Origin of the sequence: Rhizobium sp. TRM95796 (assembly GCF_025779995.1) — a bacterium.
Lineage (GTDB): Bacteria > Pseudomonadota > Alphaproteobacteria > Rhizobiales > Rhizobiaceae > Rhizobium_E.
This window is the reverse complement of record NZ_JAOXHE010000008.1, coordinates 128849-144892: the sequence shown is the minus strand read 5'-3', so window position 1 is coordinate 144892 and position 16044 is coordinate 128849. Positions and strand designations below refer to the sequence as shown.

At 63.4% G+C, this 16044-nt stretch carries 15 protein-coding genes; 2 read left to right on the top strand and 13 right to left on the bottom strand.

Features of this window, described 5'->3' with window-relative positions:
* Window positions 1-39: 39 nt before the first annotated feature.
* Together OCK01_RS17155 and OCK01_RS17150 are read left to right on the top strand one after the other, a co-directional pair.
* Window positions 40-960, top strand: coding sequence for a tyrosine recombinase XerC (locus tag OCK01_RS17155; RefSeq protein ID WP_412179029.1), 921 nt, complete (start codon window positions 40-42; stop codon window positions 958-960).
* Between the two features lie 69 nt (window positions 961-1029).
* Entirely contained in the window at window positions 1030-2121 is a 1092-nt protein-coding gene (locus tag OCK01_RS17150) for a TraB/GumN family protein (protein ID WP_263824984.1), read from the top strand.
* 55 nt (window positions 2122-2176) lie between these two features.
* Here the strand turns inward: OCK01_RS17150 and OCK01_RS17145 are convergent, their stop codons facing one another.
* The 13 genes from OCK01_RS17145 to OCK01_RS17085 all read right to left on the bottom strand — a co-directional run bounded on the left by OCK01_RS17145 (window position 2177) and on the right by OCK01_RS17085 (window position 15982).
* The gene (locus OCK01_RS17145; protein WP_263824983.1) at window positions 2177-2668 is read right to left on the bottom strand and encodes a cytochrome b; all 492 of its coding nucleotides are present in this window, start codon (window positions 2666-2668) and stop codon (window positions 2177-2179) included.
* Window positions 2669-2791: 123 nt separating this feature from the next.
* A complete protein-coding gene (lpdA, locus tag OCK01_RS17140) occupies window positions 2792-4198 on the bottom strand; it encodes a dihydrolipoyl dehydrogenase (protein ID WP_263824982.1) in 1407 nt (468 codons plus the stop codon).
* A 23-nt stretch (window positions 4199-4221) separates the two neighbouring features.
* Complete coding sequence (locus OCK01_RS17135) at window positions 4222-4974, bottom strand: SDR family oxidoreductase (RefSeq protein ID WP_263824981.1); 753 nt, start codon at window positions 4972-4974, stop codon at window positions 4222-4224.
* Window positions 4971-5468: a hypothetical protein gene (locus tag OCK01_RS17130; protein WP_263824980.1), complete on the bottom strand. Its 498-nt coding sequence runs from the start codon at window positions 5466-5468 to the stop codon at window positions 4971-4973. The genes OCK01_RS17135 and OCK01_RS17130 overlap by 4 nt, the downstream gene beginning before the upstream one ends.
* Before the next feature lies 1 nt (window position 5469).
* On the bottom strand, window positions 5470-6111 hold the full coding sequence (locus OCK01_RS17125) for a LysE family transporter (protein ID WP_263824979.1): 642 nt from the start codon (window positions 6109-6111) through the stop codon (window positions 5470-5472).
* Between the two features lie 16 nt (window positions 6112-6127).
* The gene (locus OCK01_RS17120) at window positions 6128-6535 is read right to left on the bottom strand and encodes an MAPEG family protein (RefSeq protein ID WP_263824978.1); all 408 of its coding nucleotides are present in this window, start codon (window positions 6533-6535) and stop codon (window positions 6128-6130) included.
* Between the two features lie 62 nt (window positions 6536-6597).
* Window positions 6598-7821, bottom strand: coding sequence for a 2-oxoglutarate dehydrogenase complex dihydrolipoyllysine-residue succinyltransferase (odhB, locus tag OCK01_RS17115; protein ID WP_263824977.1), 1224 nt, complete (start codon window positions 7819-7821; stop codon window positions 6598-6600).
* Between the two features lie 67 nt (window positions 7822-7888).
* On the bottom strand, window positions 7889-10879 hold the full coding sequence (locus OCK01_RS17110; protein WP_263824976.1) for a 2-oxoglutarate dehydrogenase E1 component: 2991 nt from the start codon (window positions 10877-10879) through the stop codon (window positions 7889-7891).
* A gap of 103 nt (window positions 10880-10982) precedes the next feature.
* The gene (sucD, locus tag OCK01_RS17105; protein WP_263824975.1) at window positions 10983-11885 is read right to left on the bottom strand and encodes a succinate--CoA ligase subunit alpha; all 903 of its coding nucleotides are present in this window, start codon (window positions 11883-11885) and stop codon (window positions 10983-10985) included.
* A gap of 19 nt (window positions 11886-11904) precedes the next feature.
* Window positions 11905-13098: an ADP-forming succinate--CoA ligase subunit beta gene (gene sucC, locus OCK01_RS17100; RefSeq protein WP_263824974.1), complete on the bottom strand. Its 1194-nt coding sequence runs from the start codon at window positions 13096-13098 to the stop codon at window positions 11905-11907.
* 24 nt (window positions 13099-13122) lie between these two features.
* Window positions 13123-14085, bottom strand: a complete 963-nt coding sequence (gene mdh / locus OCK01_RS17095; protein ID WP_263824973.1) for a malate dehydrogenase — start codon at window positions 14083-14085, stop codon at window positions 13123-13125.
* A gap of 192 nt (window positions 14086-14277) precedes the next feature.
* Window positions 14278-15423, bottom strand: coding sequence for a cell division protein ZapE (zapE, locus tag OCK01_RS17090; protein ID WP_263824972.1), 1146 nt, complete (start codon window positions 15421-15423; stop codon window positions 14278-14280).
* A gap of 13 nt (window positions 15424-15436) precedes the next feature.
* Window positions 15437-15982 carry a protease inhibitor Inh/omp19 family protein gene (locus OCK01_RS17085; protein ID WP_412179025.1) on the bottom strand — a complete coding sequence of 182 codons (546 nt, stop codon included), beginning with the start codon at window positions 15980-15982 and terminating at the stop codon, window positions 15437-15439.
* Window positions 15983-16044 lie beyond the last annotated feature (62 nt).

Genomic DNA, 16044 nt, shown 5'->3' with positions numbered 1-16044 from the left:
GACCTCTTCAAGGAGGCTCAGGTGAACGATATCCTGATCATGGCGGACGAGACATTGCTGGCCGAGCGCGCCGCCTGGCTTGCCGCGCTCGCGGAGGAGCGGCGCTTATCTGCGCTGACGGTGGAGGCCTATGAGCGGGACACGCGGCAATTCCTGCTGTTTCTCGCCCGCCATCGCGGCGGCCCAGCGCGGCTCAAGGACATCGCCGATCTCCGGCCCTCCGATTTCCGCGCCTTCCTCGCCGCCCGCCGCAAGGATGGAACCGGCGCCCGCTCGCTTGGCCGCAATCTCGCCGGCCTCCGGTCGCTGCTGAGGCATCTCGAAAAGAAGGGGCTGGTTAACGCCGCCGGCGCCCGCGCCGTCCGCGCGCCCAAGCAAGGCAAGAGCCTCCCCAAACCCTTGTCGGCCGAACAGGCGCTGCTGGTCAGCTCCGATGACGGGCAATTGGCCGACGAGCCGTGGATCGCGGCCCGCAACGCCGCCGTGCTGAGCCTGCTCTATGGCTCGGGCCTGCGCATTTCCGAAGCGCTTTCCCTGAAGCGCGGCGACGTCAGCGGCGCCGCCGCAACCTTGCGCATCACCGGCAAGGGCGGCAAGACCCGCATCACGCCGCTGCTGTCGGCCACGCGCGAGGCCGTGGAGGCCTATTTGAAGCTCTGCCCCTATGCCATCGGCGCGGAGAGCCCGATCTTCCTCGGCGCGCGCGGCGGACCGCTGCAGCAAGGCATCATCCAGAAGGAAGTGCGCAAGATGCGCTCGGCGCTCGGCCTGCCGGAAACGGCGACGCCGCACAAGCTGCGCCATTCCTTCGCCACGCATCTCCTCTCCGCCGGCGGCGATCTCAGGGCCATACAGGAATTGCTGGGGCATGCGAGTCTGTCCACCACACAGATCTATACCGGCGTCGACGCCGCCCGCCTGCTCGATGTCTTCGATCGCGCCCATCCCCGCGCCGGTTAACCATGTCGGTTAAGCCGCTGGTGAGCGGCGACGCCTAATCTGCGTCCGATTGCCGACCCAAGGATTGCCATGTTGAACGCCCCCTTGCTCGATACCAATGTTTCCTCGTCTGCGGAGGATAGCTTTACACGCCGCATTGCAATGGGATTGGCGCTTTTTCCGCTCCTCCTTCTGGCCAGCCTGATCGCCACGCTGTTTTCAGCCCTGCCCGCCCATGCCGAAGATGAAGCCTGCGGCGGCAAGGATCTGCTGGCGGGTCTGGAGAACAGCAATCCCGCCGCTTACGCCCAGCTGCTCTTGCAAGGGGATAAGGTGAAGAACGGCTCGGCCCGTTTCTGGAAGCTCGAAAAGCCGGGCCAAGAACCCAATTGGCTGCTCGGCACCATGCATCTCACCGATCCGCGCGTCACCGACCTTCCCGACGCCGCCCGCAGCGCCTTCGAAAATGCCGCAACGCTGATCGTCGAATCCGACGAAATACTCGACCAGCAACGCGCGGTGGCCGCACTGATGGCCAAGCCAGACCTGATGATGTATTCCGGCAAGGCCAGCATCAAGGATTACCTGACGCCCGAGGACGAGAAGGTGCTGGAGGCGGGGCTGAAGAGCCGCGGCATTCCGCTCGCGGCCGTCATCAAGATGAAGCCCTATCTGCTGACCTCCATGGTGGCGTTGTCGCCCTGCGAACTGGCGCGCAAATCTTCCGGCAAGCCATTCCTGGACATGAAGCTCGCTCAGGAGGCAAAAGCCGCCGGCAAGGCGGTGAAAGGGGTCGAAACGCTCGCCGAGCAGATCGAGGCAATGGCGAGCCTGCCCAACGATTTCCACGTCCGATCGCTCGTCTCCACGGTCCGCTATCCAGATTACACCGCCGATGTGATGGAGACGACGATCAATCTCTATCTCACCGGTCGCATGGGTCTCGTCATGCCGGTGTCGCTCTATTTCGCGCCCGAGAAGAATCCGACTGACGCTCGCGACATGGCCGCCTTCGAAGAAAGGCTGATCACGATCCGCAACCGCCATATGGCCGATCGCGGCGCGCCGATCCTCGACCAGGGCAACGTTTTCATGGCCGTGGGCGCCCTGCATCTGATCGGCGATCAGGGCCTCGTCGAATTGTTGCGGAAGAAGGGGTATACGGCGACGCCGATGTTCTGAGGCGTCGCCTCTCTGCGGACCCTGTCGCTGACCGAAACGCGGCGGGCGAGCCTGTTCAGGCCTTCACGCCCTTGGTCATACGGTCGAGAAGATTGGTCTTCCAGTAGAATTTATGCACGAACACCGCGCCGATATGGCCGATGACGAGAACCCACAATGCGAGCTTCATCGGACCGCCATGGATGAAACCGGCAATGCCGACATGGCCGTAGAATTTGGCGATTCCGGCCAGCGGCATGGCGATCAGCAGCGCGTAAAGAAACGCATGCGCGACTTTGGCGATCCTCTGAAACAACATCGGCTCTTCCGCCGGCGCGTCCGGCGCGCCCTGAACAAATCGTAGGATCAGCCGGAGCAGGGTAAGAGCGAGAATCGCAAAGCCGCTGTAGATATGGAGATTGGCGGAGGTCCACTCCTCTGCGGTCGGCGCCTTGCCGCCGCCGAGCAGGTCGGCGACGCGTTCGATCTGACCCGGCAGAAGCAGGTTGAAGAAGATCAGCACCACAGTCAGCCAGTGGAGGATGCGCTGGGGGACGCTATAGCTCAAGGGCTTCATTTTCTTGCCTTTTATCAAGGTGATAATGGGTGTTTCAGCCCTAGAAACGCAGATTGCGCCCGCTTTCGCAAGGCGCAATCGCATCGTTTACGGAACTTTACATTCCGGCTCGGCTCACATGTGGATCGGCTTGAAGAAGGTCGCGAGCGCGGCTTCCTTGACCGCTTCCGACATGGTCGGATGGGCGTGGCAGGTGCGACCGAGATCTTCCGAGGATCCGCCGAACTCCATCAGCAGCGCCGCTTCATGGATCATTTCGCCCGCGCCGAAGCCGATGATGTGGCAGCCAAGCACCCGATCCGTCGTGGCGTCCGCCAGGAACTTCACGAAGCCTTCCGTCACTTCCATGGCGCGGGCGCGACCGTTGGCGGTGAAGGGGAACTTGCCGACCTTGTAGGCCACGCCCAGGGCCTTCAGTTCTTCCTCGGTCTTGCCGACGGAGGCGACTTCAGGCTGGGTGTAGACGACGCCCGGAATGACGTCGTAATTCACATGACCATGCTGGCCGGCAAGAATTTCGGCGAGCGCCACGCCCTCGTCCTCGGCCTTATGGGCGAGCATCGGGCCCTTGACCACGTCGCCGATGGCGTAGATGCCGGCGACATTGGTGCGGTAATGGCCGTCGATCTCGATGCGGCCGCGATTGTCGAGCGCAACGCCTGCCTCTTCCAGGCCGAGGCCTGCCGTATAGGGCTTGCGGCCGGTGGCGATCAGCACGACATCGGCGTCGACTGTTTCCGCGTCGCCGCCCTTGACCGGGGAGAAGGTCACCTGGGCGCCGGTCTCGGTGCGGGTGACGCCGGTGACCTTGGCGCCGAGTTTGAAATCGAAGCCCTGCTTGGCGAGAATGCGCTGGAACTGCTTGGAGACTTCGCCATCCATGCCGCCGAGGATCGTGTCGAGATATTCGACCACGGTGACCTTGGCGCCGAGGCGGCCCCAGACCGAGCCGAGCTCGAGGCCGATCACGCCGCCGCCGACGACGACCAGTCGTTCCGGAACCTTGTCGAGCGCGATCGCGCCGGTGGAGGAGACGATGACCTTTTCATCGATCTCGACGGCGACGCCCGGGATGCCCGCGACATCGGACCCCGTAGCGATGACGATGTTCTTGGTTTCCAGAACCTGGGTCTCGCCGGCGTCATTGGTGACCGAGACTTTGCCGGGGCCGGCGATCTTGCCGGTTCCCTGGAAGGCGTCGACCTTGTTCTTCTTGAACAGGTAGGCGACGCCGTCGACATTGGCCTTCACCACGCCGTCCTTGTGACCCATCATCTTCGGCAGGTTGAGCGAGGCGCCGGCGATTTCGATGCCGAGGCTGTCCATGCCGTGCGAGACATGGGCGAACTGTTCGGAGGCGTGCAGCAGCGCCTTGGAGGGGATGCAGCCGATATTGAGGCAGGTGCCGCCATAGGTGGCGCGCTTTTCGATGACGGCCGTCTTCAGGCCGAGCTGAGCGGCCTTGACCGCGCAGACATAGCCGCCGGGGCCGGTGCCGATCACGATGACATCATAGGACATGGTCTTTTCCTTCTATGGGGCGGTCAGCGGCCGCCGCTGACATTCAGCATGGCGCCCGTGACATAGGACGCCTGTTCGGACAGGAGATAGAGCGCGGCGTCAGCCACTTCATCGGCGGTGCCGGCGCGCTGCATGGGAATGACGGAGGCCATCTGCTGGGCGCGATCGGGCAACCCGCCGGAGGCATGGATATCGGTGTCGATGACGCCGGGCCGGATGGCGTTGACGCGGACGCCCTCGGTCGCGACTTCACGGGCAAGGCCGAGGGTGAACGTGTCGATGGCGGCCTTGGAAGCGGCGTAATCGACATATTGGCCGGCGCTGCCGATGATGGCGGCCATGGAGGAGATGTTGACGATGGCGCCGCCCCGGCCGCCATGGGCCGTCGACATCCGCTTGACCGCCTCGCTGGCGCAGCGGATCTTGCCGATGACATTGATCGCGAACATCCGGTCGAGCCGGGCGCGGCTGTAATCGACCACTTTCTCCGGCATGTCGACGACGCCGGCATTGTTGACCAGCCCGTCCAGGCGACCGAAGTCACGATCCACGGCCGTGAAGATGGCGGAGATGCCCTCTTCCGTCGAGGTGTCGCCCTGGACGATCCGCGCCTCGCCGCCCTGCCCTTCGATGTCGTCGGCGAGCGCGCGCGCCGCCTTCTCATTGCTGGCGTAATTGATCATCACCGCCCAGCCCTGCGCTGCGGCCTTGCGGCAGATGGCGGCGCCGATGCCGCGACTGCCGCCGGTGACGAGAAGAACGGGTTTTTCCGTCATGCGCCGCATCCCTTCAGCGTGAACACGTCCCAAGGCGCGATCCGGTCCTTGTCATTGTCCCAGGCGGAGGACTGGACGAGGGCCGGTCCGAAGCCGGACAGCAGAATTTCAGGCGCGGCGCGCTGGCCCTGTTGCGGCAGGAGGTTCAACCGTCCCGCCGCTTCGCCATAGATGACGCCTTCCCAGACGGTGCATTTGGCGAGGTCCTCGCCGGTCACGTCGCCTTCGGGGCATTGGTTGAACACCATGCCGCTGGACCGCGCCACGGGCTCGGTCGACATCACATAGCCGTCGAGCGTGGGGCGCTTGCCGGGCCTGACGATTTCGAAACGATGCGTGGCCGAGGCCGACTGGCTGTCGACCGGCAGGAAGCGCAGTTCGAAGAGCTTGTCCGCATCGGCATAGACAGCGCGCTCCTGCGTGCAGGCGCTCGGCGACGCGAGCGTCGGGCCGGCCGAGAGCAGGAGAGTGAATGCGGCGAAGGCCCGTCGCATCTCATCCCGCCTTTTCGGTCGCGAGCTTCAGGCCAAAGCCGATGAAAACGACGCCGCTTGCGCGGTTGATCCATTTGCTCATCCGGCCGAAGGCGGCGCGCATGGCGGGCGTGGTCATGAAATAGGACACGCCGACGAACCAGGCGATCAGGCAGGAGGCCATGACCAGACCATAGCCGAACTTCACGAAGGACGGCGTGTCGTGATGGACGACGGCGGAGAACACCGACAGGAAGAAGAACACCGGCTTCGGGTTGAGCGCATTGGCCATGAAGCCGAGTCCGAACGCCTTGACGGCGGATTGTCCGCGCGTTTCCGCTCCGCCAGGTTCCCGACCCGGGCCGATCTCGCTCGCGCCGGCGCGCAGCGATTGAATGCCGATATAGACGAGATAGGCGACGCCGCACCATTTGATGATGTTGAACAGCAAGATCGACTGGGAGATCACCAGCCCCAGGCCGAGGATCGTGTAGGTCACGTGAAACATCAGCGACACGCCGATGCCGATGCTGGTGACGATCGCCGCGCGTCGGCCATGTGTGACCGACTGACGAATCACCATCGCAAGATCCGCGCCCGGCGAGACGATGGCGAAGGAGAAGATCGCCATCAGCGACAGGAGTTCGAGAAGATAGTGCGACATCGTCAGGCGTCTCCGGTCAGAACAGCAGTGCGGCGGCCATGCAGCCGAGCCCGGCCATAGCGACGAGCCAGGCGAACGAGCGGATATAGGATACGCCGAAGAGGTAGAGAGGGATATAGGCGAGACGACCGACAAACCAGATGACGGCTCCGACTTGCCCAAGCCGAGAATGCGGCTCGGCGATGGCGAGCGCCAGCGCAAGACCGATGAAGGCCGGATAGGTTTCCTGGAAATTTCGCAGGGCGCGTTCGGCCCTTCCCGCCAACTTTCCCTGCGGCTTCTTGTCGTCGTCGCGCGGGCCGGCATTCCATTGCGAGCCGAGTTCGCGCGTGGCGAGGTTTCCCTGCAGCATGATATGGAGGACCAGCAGCACGACGCTGAGCCCAACGAGCCCCGGGAAAGTGAGGAAGATCAGGTTTTCCATGTGGGCCGTCTCCGGAAAGCGGCCGGGCGCGGAATGAACGCGCCCGGCAGGATCAGATCAGATTAGAGATCGAGAACCAGACGTTCCGGATCTTCCAGGCTTTCCTTGACGCGCACCAGGAAGGTGACAGCTTCCTTGCCGTCGACGATGCGGTGGTCGTAGGACAGCGCGAGATACATCATCGGGCGGATGACGACCTGGCCGCCGATCGCCACCGGACGCTCCTGGATCTTGTGCATGCCAAGAATGCCGGACTGCGGCGCGTTCAGGATCGGCGAGGACATCAGCGAACCGTAGACGCCGCCGTTCGAGATGGTGAAGGTGCCGCCCTGCATGTCGGCCATCGACAGCTGGCCATCGCGGGCCGCCTTGCCGAGACGACCGATATCCTTCTCGATTTCGGCGATCGACATCTGGTCGGCGTCGCGGACGATCGGAACGACGAGGCCCTTGTCGGTGCCGACGGCGACGCCGATATGGCAGTAGTTCTTGTAGATGATATCCGTGCCGTCGATCTCGGCGTTGACGGCCGGGATTTCCTTGAGCGCATGCGTCACGGCCTTGGTGAAGAAGCCCATGAAGCCGAGCTTCACGCCATGCTTCTTCTCGAAGATGTCCTTGTACTTGTTGCGCAGGCTCATGACCGCGGTCATGTCCACCTCGTTATAGGTGGTCAGCATGGCGGCGGTGTTCTGGGCGTCCTTGAGGCGCTTGGCGATGGTCTGGCGCAGGCGGGTCATCTTGACGCGCTCTTCGCGGACCTGATCCTGGGCGGAGGACGGCGCGCGGGCGGCGGCGGGAACTGCGGCCGGGGCTGCGGCAGCGGGCTTGGCGATGGCTGCGAGCACGTCTTCCTTGAGCACCTGGCCGCGCTTGCCGGAGCCATCGACGGAGCCGGCGGCGACATTGTTGTCGGCCATCAGCTTGGCGGCGGCGGGAGCCGGCGGCATGCTGGAGGCGGGAGCGGCAGGCGCAGCAGCCGGGGCAGGAGCGGCGGCGGCCGGGACCGCCGCGGGAGCCGGAGCGGCCGCAGGCGCGGTAGCGCCGGCGCCTTCGGAGATCTGGCCGAGCAGGCCGCCTGGAGCCACGGTGTCGCCCGCCTGGGCGGTGATTTCAGCGAGCACGCCCGCAGCCGGAGCCGGCACTTCGACCGTCACCTTGTCGGTTTCGAGCTCACAGAGGATCTCGTCGGCGGCGACGGCGTCGCCCACCTTCTTGAACCAGGTTCCAATCGTGGCTTCGCTGACGGATTCGCCGAGAGTCGGGACGCGGATTTCGGTGGCCATGTCGTTTTTCCGTTTGTGTGATCGTCGTGGATCAAATGTCGTGTTGGGCGGGGCCGGAAGCTGAAAATCAGCTTCCGAGCGCGTCTTCGAGGAAGGCGGCGAGCTGGGCAAGATGCTTGGACATCAGGCCCGTCGCCGGAGAGGCCGCCGCCGGACGGCCGGTATAGCGCACGCGCTGATACTTGGCGTCGATATGGGCCAGCACCCACTCCAGATAGGGGTCGATGAACGCCCAGGCGCCCATGTTCTTCGGCTCTTCCTGGCACCACACCATCTCGGCGTGACGGAAGCGCGAAAGTTCGTTGATCAGCGCCTTGGCCGGGAACGGATAGAGCTGCTCGACGCGCAGGAGATAGATGTCGTCGATGCCGCGCTTTTCGCGCTCTTCCAGAAGATCGAAATAGACCTTGCCGGTGCACATCACCACGCGGCGGATCTTGGCGTCCTTCTGCAGCTTGATCGGGCCGTCCTTGATGACCTCGGCGTCATCCCAGAGCAGGCGGTGGAAGGAGCTCTCGCCGGCCATTTCCGACAGCGAGGACACCGCGCGCTTGTGGCGCAGCAGCGACTTCGGCGTCATCAGGATCAGCGGCTTGCGGAAATCGCGCTTCATCTGACGGCGCAGGATGTGGAAATAGTTGGCCGGCGTCGTGACGTTGGCGACCTGCATATTGTCTTCCGCGCAGAGCTGCAGGAAGCGCTCGAGACGGGCGGACGAATGTTCGGGACCCTGACCTTCATAGCCATGCGGCAGAAGGCAGACGAGACCGGACATGCGCAGCCACTTGCGTTCGCCCGAGGAGATGAACTGGTCGAACACAACCTGGGCGCCGTTGGCGAAGTCGCCGAACTGGGCTTCCCAGAGTGTCAACGCGCCTGGACGCGCCAGCGAGTAGCCGTATTCGAAGCCGAGCACCGCCTCTTCCGACAGCATGGAATTGATGACTTCATACTTCGCCTGGCTGGGAGAAAGATTGGCCAGCGGGATATAGCGCTCTTCCGTCTCCTGATCATAGAGCACCGAATGGCGCTGTGAGAAAGTTCCGCGTTCGCAATCCTGACCCGACAGGCGGATCTTATGGCCGTCGAGGCAGAGCGAACCGAAGGCGAGCGCTTCGCCCATCGCCCAATCTATCCCCTCGCCCGTCTCGATCATGTTGGCGCGGTTTTCCATGAAACGCTGGATCGTCTTATGCGCCTTGAAGCCGTCCGGAATGGTCGACAGCTTCTTGCCGATTTCCTTGAGCGACTTCATCGGCACCGCGGTCTTGCCGCGACGCTGTTCATCGGCATTGTCGGCCGTGCGCAGACCCGACCAGAGACCGTCCAGCCAGTCGGCCTTGTTGGGCTTATAGGCCTGGCCGGCCTCGAATTCCTGTTCGAGATGGGCGCGCCAGTCGGCCCGCATCTTCTCGAATTCGCCCTGGGTTATCAGTCCCTCGGCGACCAGGCGCTCGCCATAGATCTGCACGACGGTCTTGTGGCCGCGGATGACCTTGTACATCTTCGGCTGGGTGAAGGACGGTTCGTCGCCTTCGTTGTGGCCGAAGCGGCGGTAGCAGAACATGTCGATGACGACGGGCTTGTGGAATTTCATCCGGAATTCGGTCGCCACCTTGGCGGCGTAGACCACGGCTTCGGGATCGTCGCCGTTGACGTGGAAGATCGGCGCCTCGATCATCTTGGCGACGTCGGACGGATAGGGCGAAGACCGCGAGAAAGCCGGATTGGTGGTGAAACCGATCTGGTTGTTGATGATGAAGTGCATGGTGCCGGCGACGCGATGGCCGCGCAGGCCGGACAGGCCGAGAATTTCGGCAATGACGCCTTGGCCGGCAAAGGCCGCGTCGCCATGCAGCAAGAGCGGCAGAACCTTGGCGCGCTCCTTGAGCGGGATGATGTCGCCGTCCCAGGTCTGGGCCAGCTGGTCCTGCTTGGCGCGGGCCTTGCCCATCACCACCGGGTCCACGATTTCCAGATGCGACGGGTTGGCGGTCAGCGACAGGTGAACCTTGTTGCCGTCGAACTCGCGGTCGGAAGACGCGCCGAGATGGTACTTCACGTCGCCCGAGCCTTCCACGTCGTCGGGCGCGTAGGAACCGCCCTTGAATTCGTGGAACACGGCGCGATGCGGCTTGTGCATCACATTGGTCAGCACGTTCAGGCGGCCGCGATGGGCCATGCCGAGCACGACTTCCTTGAGGCCGCTCTGGCCGCCGCGCTTGATGATCTGCTCCAGAGCCGGGATCAGCGATTCCCCACCGTCGAGGCCGAAGCGCTTGGTGCCCTTGTACTTGACGTCGATGAACTGCTCGAAGCCCTCGGCCTCGATCAGCTTGGAGAGAATGGCCTTCTTGCCGGCCGGCGTGAAATCCACGCCTTTATCGGGGCCTTCGATGCGCTCCTGGATCCAGGACTTCGCTTCGGGATCGGAGATATGCATGAATTCGACGCCGAGCGTCGAGCAATAGGTGCGTTCGAGGATCTCGATCATCTCGCGCACGGTCGCGTATTCGAGGCCGAGCACGTTGTCGATGAAGATCTTGCGATCCATGTCCTCGGGGCCGAAACCGTAATTGGACGGCGACAATTCGTTGAAGTCGTCGACAGGGGCGGCGATGCCGAGCGGGTCGAGCTTGGCGTGCAGATGGCCGCGCATGCGATAGGCGCGGATCATCATGATGGCGCGAACCGAATCGCGCGCCGAACGCTCGATATCCGCCGGGTTCACGGGCGCAGCGCCCGGGGTCGAGGCGGCCTTCGCCTCGATCTTCTTGGCGACGGCCTTTTCGACTGCCGGCCAGTCGCCGTCGAGCGCGTTGACGAGTTCGCCGTTCGCGGCCAGCGGCCAGTTCTTCTTCTGCCAGGACGCGCCCTTGGCGGCCTTGGAAACATCGCCGGGATTGTCCTGAAGCGCGCGGAAGAATTCCTGCCATTCGGGCGTCACCGAATCAGGGTTTTCCTGGAAGCGGGCGTAGATCTGCTCGATATAGTGGGCGTTGGCGCCGTCCAGGAAGGATGTCGCCAGGAAATTCTGATTGGCCTCTTGCCTTGCCATGTTTCCAATGCGGAGCGGGCTCCGCCTCCTGATCTGTCGTCGGGGCCTGTTCTATCGCCGGCCCGGTTGCAAAGGCGGAGGCATGACCTCCGCCTTCCTGTCATCAGCCCTTGAGCACTTCGACCAAGGTTTTTCCAAGGCGCGCCGGCGAAGGCGACACCCGGATGCCCGCCGCTTCCATGGCGGCGATCTTGGATTCCGCATCGCCCTTGCCGCCGGACACCACGGCGCCGGCATGGCCCATGGTGCGGCCCTTGGGCGCCGTGCGGCCCGCGATGAAGCCGGCCATCGGCTTCTTGCGGCCCTTCTTGGCCTCGTCGATCAGGAACTGGGCGGCATCTTCTTCGGCGGAGCCGCCGATTTCGCCGATCATGATGATCGACGTGGTCGCGTCGTCGGCCAGGAACATTTCCAGTACGTCGATGAATTCGGTGCCCTTGACCGGATCGCCGCCGATGCCGACGGCCGTGGTCTGGCCCAGACCTTCGTTCGAGGTCTGGAACACCGCTTCATAGGTGAGCGTTCCCGAGCGCGACACGATGCCGACCGAACCCTTGCGGAAGATCGAGCCCGGCATGATGCCGATCTTGCATTCTTCCGGCGTCAGGATGCCGGGGCAGTTGGGGCCGAGCAGGCGCGACTTGGACTTGTCGAGCTTGGCCTTGACCCGCACCATGTCCATGACCGGGATGCCCTCGGTGATGCAGGTGATGAACGGGATTTCGGCGTCGATCGCTTCGATGATCGCATCGGCCGCGCCCGCCGGCGGAACATAGATCACGGTCGCGTCGGCGCCGGTCTTATCGCGGCCTTCGGCGACGGAGGCGAAGATCGGCAGGCTTTCGCCCTTGGAGCCGGTCCAGGTTTCGCCCCCCTTCTTCGGGTGGATGCCGCCGACCATTTGCGTGCCATAGTAAGCAAGCGCTTGCTCGGTGTGGAAGGAGCCGGTCTTGCCGGTCAGGCCCTGAACCAGGACCTTGGTGTTCTTGTTGACGAGAATCGACATGGTGTTCCGGTCCTTCCGATTAGCCGTTGATCGCCGCGACGATCTTCTTGGCGGCGTCGTCCAGATCGTCGGCGGCGGTGATCGCCAGGCCCGATTCGTTCAGGATCTTCTTGCCAAGCTCGACATTGGTGCCTTCGAGACGCACGACCAGCGGAACCTTGAGGCCCACTTCCTGCACGGCCGCGACCACGCCTTCGGCGATGACGTCGCACTTCATGATGCCGCCGAAGATGTTGACGAGGATGCCCTCGACCTTCGGGTCAGCCGTGATGATCTTGAAGGCCGCCGCCACCTTCTCCTTGCCGGCGCCGCCGCCGACGTCGCAGAAGTTCGCCGGCTCCTTGCCGTAGAGCTTGATGATGTCCATGGTCGCCATGGCCAGACCGGCGCCGTTGACCATGCAGCCGATATTGCCGTCGAGGGCGACGTAGGCGAGATCCCACTTCGACGCTTCGATTTCCTTGGCGTCTTCTTCGGTCTCGTCGCGCAGCGCCTTGACGTCGTCATGGCGAAACAGCGCATTGCCGTCGAAGGACACCTTGGCGTCGAGCACGCGCAGATGGCCATCGGTCATGACGATCAGCGGGTTGATCTCCAGCAGCGACATGTCCTTCTCGTTGAAGGCCTTGTAGAGGATCGGGAACAGCGACTTGGCGTCTTCGGCGGCTGCGCCGTCGAGTTCGAGCGCGGAAACGATCTTGGCGACGTCGTCGGCGGTGACGCCGGTTTCCGGATCGATGGCGATCGTGTGGATCTTCTCCGGCGTGTCATGAGCGACCGCCTCGATGTCCATGCCGCCCTCGGTGGAGACGACGAAGGCCACGCGGCCGACCGAACGGTCGACGAGCAACGAGCAATAGAGTTCGCGGGCGATGTCGGCGCCGTCCTCGATATAGAGGCGGTTGACCTGCTTGCCGGCCTCGCCCGTCTGGGCGGTCACCAGCGTGTTGCCGAGCATGTCCTTGGCGTGGGAGACGGCTTCCTCGATCGACTTGGCGAGGCGCACGCCGCCCTTGGCGTCGGGGCCGAGTTCCTTGAACTTGCCCTTGCCGCGGCCGCCGGCATGGATCTGGCTCTTGACGACATATAGCGGGCCGGGAAGCTGCTTGGCTGCGGCCTCGGCCTCGTCGGCCGAATGGATCGCCACACCCTGGGCGACCGGCGCGCCAAAACCCTTCAGAAGGGCCTTTGCCTGATATTCATGAATGTTCATTGGGAAATCCTGTCAGGTAACGGATTACTTCAGCGACGGCGCGATGTTGACGCAGGCTTCGCAGAGGCCGGCGACGGAAGCGACCGACTTGTCGAAGGCGGCCTTTTCGGCGCTGTTCAGATCGATCTCGATAATGCGTTCGACGCCGCCCTGGCCGATGACCGTGGGAACGCCGACATACATGTCCTTCACGCCATACTGGCCGTTGAGATAGGCGGCGCAGGGAAGTACGCGCTTCTTGTCCTTGAGGAAGGACTCCGCCATCATGATGGCTGATGCGGCAGGAGCATAGAAGGCCGAGCCGGTCTTCAGCAGGCCGACGATTTCGGCGCCGCCGTCACGGGTGCGCTGGATGATTTCTTCGAGGCGCTCCTTGGAGACCCAGCCCATGCTGACCAGATCCGGAAGCGGGATGCCGCCGACGGTGGAGTAGCGGGCGAGCGGAACCATCGTGTCGCCATGGCCGCCGAGCACGAAGCCGGTGACGTCTTCGACCGAAACGTTGAATTCCTGAGCGAGGAAGTAGCGGAAGCGGGCGCTATCGAGCACGCCGGCCATGCCGACCACCATGTTCTTCGGCAGGCCGGAGAACTTCTGCAGCGCCCAGACCATCGCGTCGAGGGGGTTGGTGATGCAGATCACGAAGGCGTTCGGGGCGTATTTCTTGATGCCGGCGCCGACCTGTTCCATGACCTTGAGGTTGATGCCGAGGAGATCGTCGCGGCTCATGCCCGGCTTGCGCGGCACGCCGGCGGTGACGATGCAGACATCGGCGCCTTCGATGGCGGAATAGTCGCTCGCGCCGGAGTAATGCGCGTCGAAGCCGTCCACCGGCGAGGACTCGGCGATGTCGAGACCCTTGCCCTGCGGAATGCCGTCGGCAATGTCGAACAGCACGACGTCGCCGAGCTCTTTCATGCCCGCGAGATGCGCCAGCGTGCCGCCGATCATGCCAGAACCGATGAGTGCGATTTTCTTACGCGCCATGGGAAATCTTTCCTTCAGGTTGTTGGACGCAGGGCGCTTCGCAATCAGGGCCCTGGATGGCGCATCGGAGTAAACCCAAAAGGTTAAAATATCAACACATTATTTTGACGTAAGCAAATTCAATCGGTTAGAACTATATTTTCTTACGTAAACGTCAAAGTTTGTCGCGATGTTGAAATAGTGTTCCTCTATTTATTCGCAAGCGTCCAAATAATCTCGGCTGCGCATTTCGAACAAACGCGACACGGTCCGGTCGAATTCGAAGCCGACCGTTCCCCGACGCACCGGCAGAAGCTCCTCGGGCATGGCCGCAGCTGAAGCGACCAGGCGCACATGGCCGTCGTAAAGCGTGTCGACCAGATTGATGAAGCGCTTGGCTTCATTCTGTTTTTCGACGGTGAGCACCGGCACTCGCTCGATGAAGACGGTCTTGTAGCGCTCGACGATCGCCAGATAATCGGCGGCTCCCAGAGGAGCCTCACACAAGTCGGCAAAGGTGAAGCGAGCCGCGCCGCCAGCGGCGTGCGGCACCGGGATCGTCCGTCCGGGCCTCTCAATCTCCTCCGAGCGGCTCCTTGCGCCATCGGTCATCGACCGCCAGGCGGATTCGAGCCTCGCCTCGGTCTCGTCATTGAGCGGCGTCAGCCAGACCGGCATGCTCCTGTTCTTCTCCATGCGATAATCCGTTGGCGTGTCGAGCGAGACGATGTCGACATAGCGCTTCAAAAGATCGACGAAAGGCAGGAAGAGCTGGCGGTTCAAACCGTCCTTGTAGAGATTGTCGGGCTCGACATTCGAAGTCGCCACCAGCACGCAGCCGCGGGCGAACAGCTCGGTGAACAGCCGCGACAGAATCATCGCATCGGCGATGTCCGTGACGGTGAATTCGTCGAAGCAGAACAGCGTCGCCTCTTTGGCGATGGATTCGGCGACGGGCGGCACGGGATCGGCCTGCTTGGTTTCGCCGCGCTTGAGCTTCTGGCGATGCTCGTGAATGCGCGCATGCGCATCCGCCATGAATTCGTGGAAATGAGCGCGCCGCTTGCGCTCGACCGGCGCCAGCGCGAACATCAGGTCCATCATCATCGTCTTGCCGCGGCCGACGCTGCCATGGAGATAGAGCCCGCGCACCGGCTCTTGCGAGCGACGCCTGGAGGCGAAGAGCCAGCCGAGCGCCGAACTCTTGGCCGCCGGCTTCTGGGACTTCAGCGCTTCGAGAATGCCGTCCAGGCGCCTGGCGATGGCGATTTGTTGGGCGTCGCGGGTTATTTCGCCCGCAGCCGCCATCGCCTCCAGACGTTCGACGACGCTGGCAGAGTAGTCGGGAGGCGCTTTCATAAAATGCTGGACCTCAGCGGCTCAGGCTGACGGGCTGGCCGCCATTGACCGTGCCGTCATAGCGGTTCTCCGCTGATTTATAGAGCGTGGCGATGGTGTTGCCGGCACGGTCGCGCAGCATGACCTGCTTGCCTGACACTTCCCAGGATCCCATTCCGGCGAGCGGGCCGACGCAGCCGCGCGTGCCGCCGCGCGATCCCGAGCCGAGATTGGTCAGCGTCAGGAACATATCGCAGCCGGAGCCGGCGGAATTGACCTTCCAGCCGCCGACCATGGATTCCTTCTTGACGTCCAACGCCGTCGTGGGCGCGGCGGCCCCGGCAGGATTGGCGGAAGCGACCTGCTGGCCCTGTAGAGCCGGGTCGACGGTCGGCTTGTCGGGGAATTGCGAGGTGGAGGTCGTAGGGTCCGGAAGCTGTCCCGACTGGACCTGGCCGATCGGCTGAGCCTCGAGAGGTTGCGGACGAACGCCTGTGTCGATGTCGTCCATCCTGTCGCTCGCGCAACCGGCAAGCAGCCCCATGGTGACCATCATGCCGACGACGGGTGAAATTCGCATCCCAGACTCCTAGTAACCGTCCCGTATAACCATGCGTGAATATGGCGGAATTACCGTAGCGC